Annotated in this window: 6 protein-coding genes; 2 read left to right on the top strand and 4 right to left on the bottom strand. The window is 42.8% G+C overall.

The window, feature by feature from the left end; translation table 11 throughout:
* The first annotated feature begins 111 nt into the window (after positions 1-111).
* Positions 112-693, top strand: coding sequence for an NAD(P)/FAD-dependent oxidoreductase (locus AAC854_RS20750; protein ID WP_340618762.1), 582 nt, complete (start codon positions 112-114; stop codon positions 691-693).
* Between the two features lie 68 nt (positions 694-761).
* Here AAC854_RS20750 and AAC854_RS20745 read toward each other — a convergent pair whose 3' ends face one another.
* The 4 genes from AAC854_RS20745 to AAC854_RS20730 are packed head-to-tail and all read right to left on the bottom strand — an operon-like array spanning position 762 to position 5,435.
* Positions 762-2,048 carry an HlyD family secretion protein gene (locus AAC854_RS20745; RefSeq protein ID WP_340618761.1) on the bottom strand — a complete coding sequence of 429 codons (1,287 nt, stop codon included), beginning with the start codon at positions 2,046-2,048 and terminating at the stop codon, positions 762-764.
* Positions 2,041-3,504: a TolC family protein gene (locus AAC854_RS20740; RefSeq protein ID WP_340618760.1), complete on the bottom strand. Its 1,464-nt coding sequence runs from the start codon at positions 3,502-3,504 to the stop codon at positions 2,041-2,043. The genes AAC854_RS20745 and AAC854_RS20740 overlap by 8 nt, the downstream gene beginning before the upstream one ends.
* Positions 3,497-4,705: an ABC transporter permease gene (locus AAC854_RS20735; protein ID WP_340618759.1), complete on the bottom strand. Its 1,209-nt coding sequence runs from the start codon at positions 4,703-4,705 to the stop codon at positions 3,497-3,499. The genes AAC854_RS20740 and AAC854_RS20735 overlap by 8 nt, the downstream gene beginning before the upstream one ends.
* A complete protein-coding gene (locus tag AAC854_RS20730) occupies positions 4,698-5,435 on the bottom strand; it encodes an ABC transporter ATP-binding protein (protein ID WP_340618758.1) in 738 nt (245 codons plus the stop codon). The genes AAC854_RS20735 and AAC854_RS20730 overlap by 8 nt, the downstream gene beginning before the upstream one ends.
* A 362-nt stretch (positions 5,436-5,797) precedes the next feature.
* On the opposite strand from AAC854_RS20730, the gene AAC854_RS20725 reads away from it, so the two are divergent.
* Positions 5,798-6,064: an LCI fold-containing protein gene (locus AAC854_RS20725; RefSeq protein ID WP_340618757.1), complete on the top strand. Its 267-nt coding sequence runs from the start codon at positions 5,798-5,800 to the stop codon at positions 6,062-6,064.
* Positions 6,065-6,247: the final 183 nt, after the last annotated feature.

The following is a 6,247-nucleotide window of genomic DNA, read 5'->3' as shown; positions in this document are numbered from 1 at the left end:
TGCTTTCTCATACGTTGGGCATTTTTGCCAATTTTAAACAAGGTAAAAGTCAACGCGACTGGCTTCAACAAGCCAACGTCATAGGATGTTAAAGTCGAGCATCGCGTTAACATTAACCATAATGGTAAACAAATTCTTGGAGTTACTACATCGCAAGGGATTATCTGTGCTGATCAGGTTGTTCTGACTGCCGGTGTCGGTGCAATTTCTCTGATGGAAAAATTGGGTGAACAACTCCCTTTATCTGCATCTCCTTCTGTCATCGTGCAGTATCAACATCAGGCTGTAACCCCTTTTGTGCACCACATTATTTCAACTCCCGATATGGAAGTACGTCCGATATCAGGAACCACTTTGCTTGCAGCGGAGGATTATTTAAGTGACCGCCCTGAACACAGTGCCACATATATCGCAAAAAATGCCTTACCTGTCATAAAAAGAGCCTTTATAGGCAGTGATAGTCTGTGTTTGGAGAATGCTTCTGTTGGCCTGCGCCCGATGCCTGAAGATGAAATGCCCATCGTCGGAAAAGTCGCTGATTATCGTGGCTTATATATGATCAGTATGCATGTAGCAATTACACTTGCGCCACTGATATGTCGGCTGGCACAGGAAGAAATAATAAATGATACAGAACAGGCAGCGCTAACCCCATACCGGCTAACACGCTTTGCTTCCGGTAGGTGCCATTAGAAAAGAGTGAAGTATCTATAGATACTTCACCACTCCTTACTCTTTTAGAGTGGAAAATTCGATGAATGCTATTCGAAAGTATTTTTATAATTATGAGGCAATGCGATAAATCCCTCTTCCAGTCCGTGGACTTCCATACCTTCCGGCATAGCCTCCCCAACAGTTACCTGACGAAACACAGCCTGATCTTTTAAATCCGGTCGCCAATTTACTGTTAATTGTCCGTTGCTATCGTGAGTTAGTGCTGCTTCTGGTACAACAATGCCCTGTTCATTGCGATAAACAACAATATTGACCTTAGCACTCATGCCGGGCCTGATGGGATAATCCTGTTTCATGGATGAAGTGACTTTAATCACAACATCATAATAAATCGCCGATCCTGGTTTATCCGTACTTACACTTTGCATAGCAACAGTTTCAATTTCTCCATCCAGAGGATGATCAGAAAATCCCTCCCCGCTGATTTTTACTGCCTGCCCTTCTTTGAGTTTGGCGAGATCGGTTTCTTCAACCTGTGCCAGTACCTGATATTGTGTTGTGTCCATCACTTCCAGTAAGGGCATCCCATCGGTAACCCGAACGCCTATCTGAATCGTTAAGAGCTTCCCCTTTTCTCCCTGTGAAGCCCTAAGCACGACACCTGAAAATGGCGCTTTGATTTCTTTATGGGAGTATTGTTCCTGTAGTGCCTGATATCGGCTTGTTGCATTCTGAAGCTCCATCTCTGCAACACGTACATTACTAGTGCTTCCTTTTTGTCGGGTGGATGCAAGATCGTCCTGTACTGAAGCGAGTTCCGTTAATTGTCGACGGAGTTGCTGTTCGAGATTTTCCACTTCCATTCGTGGAACGATGCCCCGTGAAAAAAGAGCCTGTGTTTTTGCGAGATTATTTTTCAATTCCATAACCATATGGTTCGCATTTTCGACGTTTCTTCTGGCCCGGATGACTTCCTGGCTGTTTTCCCAGTCATGCAATTGATCAACGGCAGATGAAGCCTTTATCATCTCAACTTGCGCTTGCCGAAGCTCAATATCAAGCTTTCGGGTATCAAGCGTAACTAATGTCTGACCAGCGTTCACACGCTGTCCTTCTTTGACCAGGACTTGTTTGACAATTGCATCGAATGGGGCGGGTATGGTTTCAAGACGTCCGGATTGCAACTTGCCTACCAAGCCTAATCGTTTTTCGATAAGACCGTGTTTTACCTCAATCCATTGCACTGATCCCTGAGCTGGCGATGTTTCTGAGGCCAAGTACCCTGAAGGCAAAAAGGCAAAAAAACAAGCCACCACTACAAGTATGCCCGCTATGGCCCATCGATAACGTTTAGGCATTGATTGTTTATTCATTGATCGTTATCTCCCAGCTTTCCAGTGTCGTGCCAAGAATTTGATCCAGTTCAGCCTGAGAATTGAGGTATTGGATAAGCGTATTCAGACGTGCATTTTCGGCATTTCTCAGGTCGGTTTCAAAACTCAGGACCTGAAAGTTGCTGGATCGCCCTGCCTGTAATTTTTCCTGTTCAATTTCGAGTTTCTTTTGAGAAAGTGAGCTGGCTTTTATTGCTAATTGATATTCCTGCCAGCGTGATTCTGTATCGCGGATTGCATTGATGACTCTTTGTTCCAGATTTATTCTTGCCTCCTCCAAGTGTAACGCTTGTTTCTGGACGTTTACTCTGGCCTGAACTTCGGTTTGTTTCTGTGTCATATCACCTATTGGAATATCCAGTTGTATACCCAGATAATTTTCCCAGTTTCGGGTTTCAGAAGAGGATGAACGATACTGGGACGTACCGCCAACCAGTGATAAATCCCAGAGACGATTATTTCGGGCCTGCAATAATTGAATATCTGCCACTTTTGCAGAAAGTAATTGGGTAAGATAACCCGGCTGCTGAGCCTGTGCCTTTTGAATTGATTGTTCAACATTCAGACTGAAGTGGGTTCCTTTTAACATATCGGTAGCATAAATGGGGGTTTTGAGGTTCAGAGCGAGTAATTTAAGTAATGCCAGCTTCGTGGCATGGACATTGTTTTCAGCTTCCTTGGCCGAAAGTTCCTGCATAGCCAGATCAGCCTGTGTTTGTATGATATCTGTCTGAGCCATTCTGCCGGCATCAATCAACTCTTTGTTAGTTTCAACTAACTTCCGCATACGTTTAAGGGAAGCGGCAGATAATGATTGTTGCTCCTGAGCACGCAGTAACGCATGGTATGACAGGATAATCTGCGTGATTGAATCGGAAATAGTTGCTTTTAAATTCAGCCGATTGGTTTGTTCCTGAAGTTTGGCCAATAAGACCGGAGCATTGTTAACATCCGTACCTGCTCCTCGCAGAAGAGGCTGTATTACAGTAATACTTGCGCCATCATTGTGAACGCTGTTTATCCCCGATTTAGTGTTATCACGAGTCCAGGAAAGAGTGAAGCGAGTTCCCAGCGGAGTGAGTACTGTGGCCTTAGGAGACAAATTGGTTTTCCTAAAATTTGCATCCTGATTTTTACCCGCAATGTAACGCCCACTTAGCTGTAGCTTTGGTGTGAATCGATCTTCTGCTACCCGTAAATCAAATTTCTGGGCGATACGATCCAGATAAACACTGCGGATTGCGTAGTTATTCCTTAAACCAAGCCATATCGCATCGCTCAACGACAGGCCTATAACCTCCCCTGCGGCATCCTTTCGCAGACTGTAATCAGATTCTGATAAAGTTAATCGTTCCTGTTCAGATGCAGGGATACCTGTTCGGGGGAAAAGGAGAAACAAGGTCAGAGAGCCATAAAGGAAGTATTTTTTAATCATCACGTAATGCCTGTACGGGTTCCATTTGAGAGGCTTTATGGGCGGGATAAAAGCCGGAGATAAGTCCCGCCACAATTGAGCTACCTATCCCTAAAGGCATAGATAAAGGGGCTAAAGAAAATGACCAGCCAGAATAAAGGACAAAAAGAAAGGAGACGATGACACCTGCCAGTACACCAAGGATTGCGCCAGCAAAAGTCAGTGCCGCTGTTTCATACAAAAAAAGACGCCGGATATCCTGAGTTCTTGCGCCTAAAGCCATACGTAACCCGATCTCTTTTCGTCGGGCTGAAATATTCATCAGCATCACATTTGAAATTGCAATGCCGCCGGTGAGTAGCGAAATGCCTGCCAACCCGATCAACATAAAAGAAAAGGTTTTGCTTTGTTCTGTCTGCCCTTTCAGTAGTTGTTGAGCAACCCGAACATCAATGTCAACCGCTGGGAACTTGCGCTTGAGCAACACCAATAAATCCTTCGCATCGGTTTCTGTAGTCGCGGTCGTTATGGTGCGAGCGATGATGCCATTCAGATCTGTATTAGGTGTTATTTTACGCATGGCATTGATAGGGACAACTACCACCGAATCAAGAGAAAAAGGAAAGATGGGGTTTTGCCCTTTTACATCAAAGATACCAATTACTGTGTATAAATAATTGCCAAGCTGAATCTGCTTGCCAAGTATACTGGAGGCATCCCCTTCGCCAAGGGTAACGGCGACTTCATTGCCAATGACCAGATAAGGAGAGTGCTGATCATAATCAGAGATAAATCGGCCATAACGAAGTCGCAATTGCATGACTTCTTCAAGTTCCGCAGAAGAGCCTATTATGGTAAACGTTTCTGTTTTCCCGTTATAGCGTCCGGGAGAAGAAGAATAGATCCAGGGTGCTGCTGAAGATAAACCAGGAATAGCCGTTGTCAGATCAGCCATTTTAATTGACTCACTATCAACTCCATGATTATAGGAGTCCAGACTTGCTGTAATAACGTTGATATCAAGCCCGCTGAACATCTTCAGCGCAGCAAGGGTGGCGTTATGTCCGGTATTAACAAATGCCACAACAGATGCGCAACCAATAGCAATACCCGATAAAGCAAGCAGAGTACTTCTTCCCGTTGCCATTAAATTGCGGCAGGCCTCTCTCCATATCACTAACACCGACATGCCATAGTTACTGGGCTGACGATTATCATACATGAGTTGTCACACCCCTGGTTTCATGCAGCTGACCATCAATTATCCGTAATTCACGCTGCATATGGTTCGCAACCATAGCATCATGGGTTATTACGACCAGTGTCATCGCGTTATTTGTGTGAAGAGAAGAAAGTAGCAATAAAATTTCTTCTGCGGTTTGTTGATCCAAATTACCGGTAGGTTCATCAGCCAGCAGTAACGAAGGTTCCCCAACCAATGCTCTGGCAAGTGCTACTCTCTGTCTCTGCCCGCCGGATAAGTCAGCCGGATAATGCACAGCACGATGTGAAAGACTTACTAAATGTAGTTTTTCCTTGGCAATTTTATGGGCAAGTGAGACAGAAACACCACGGTAAAGAAGTGGCAGAGCAACGTTTTCTGTGGCTGTCATTCCGGCCAACAAATGAAAACTTTGAAAGACAAAGCCAATTTCTTTATTGCGCATTCTGGCACGAACATCAGCATTGGCTGTTGACATATCAACGCCGCAAAGAAAATATTTTCCAGAGGTGGGCTTATCCAGCAAGCCGAGAATATTCAGTAAGGTGCTTTTACCTGAACCTGATGTTCCGACAATCGCACAACTTTGGCCGGAAAAAATTTGTTCTGTGATATTTTTCAGAACCGATATCTGGCCCTCTCCATCATGTTGATAAACACGGGTTAACCCTTGCATACTGATAACGGGCGATATCGGTATTGTGCAATGAATCGAATTTATAGCATCCATTATTTCTATAATATCTCCTCGATTTAACACCTACATTCATCTTTATTAAGATATCTGGCATCTGACATCATTAAGGAATTAATAATTAAATCGCCTGAAATCAATGTTGTTATGGTGGATTACGTTTCAATTATAAGTAAATTATTTTCTTTGTGTAAATAATGGCAGTGTTTTTATTGGCCATAAATTATGATAATGGAGGTTGTATTTCTAATCCAGAATATAAAAACACAGTCAGTTTCTAAATTTTAAAATTGCAATATCGTCAGGTTATGATTTAGATTTAGCCTGCGGTATTAAATGTAATTTAATTAAATAATGTTTAAATTGAAAATCCAATCTAATATTATAGGAGAATATTTATGTTCAAGAAATTATTAAAAATTGGGGCATTATCAGTAGCATTAATCGGAGGGGTTGGAACTGCATCGGCATTTGGCGGGTATGAAGGTTGTTATAATTCCCAAAGTTATGATAGTGCGAAAGGTGTAGAGGTTAGATCGGTTGTTCATTCTGAGAACCGTTTTGCTAATGTATTTGATGGAAATGGATTTAAATGGTATTTTAAAACGTATAAATCTTGTGGCAATGGACTATATGTCGCCCTTTATGAAGGCAGAAGAATTTAAAATTCTAACGAAAAATCTCTTTTTCTAATTTTTAGAGACACTAACAAGCCTCGTTTAAAATAACGGGGTTTTGGTCATGCTCCCAATGATTAGATATTGTGATAAACTTCCTGCTTTTTCTTATGGGTGAGATATGGCTAAAGTTGATGTAGTTTGTCGTTACTGTCATAAAACAGAAGCGGT

The sequence above is a fragment of the Xenorhabdus entomophaga genome (assembly GCF_037996725.1).
GTDB classification, from domain to species: Bacteria; Pseudomonadota; Gammaproteobacteria; order Enterobacterales; family Enterobacteriaceae; genus Xenorhabdus; species Xenorhabdus khoisanae.
The sequence above is the reverse complement of the archived record's forward strand: the minus strand, read 5'-3'. Positions and strand labels throughout refer to the sequence as shown.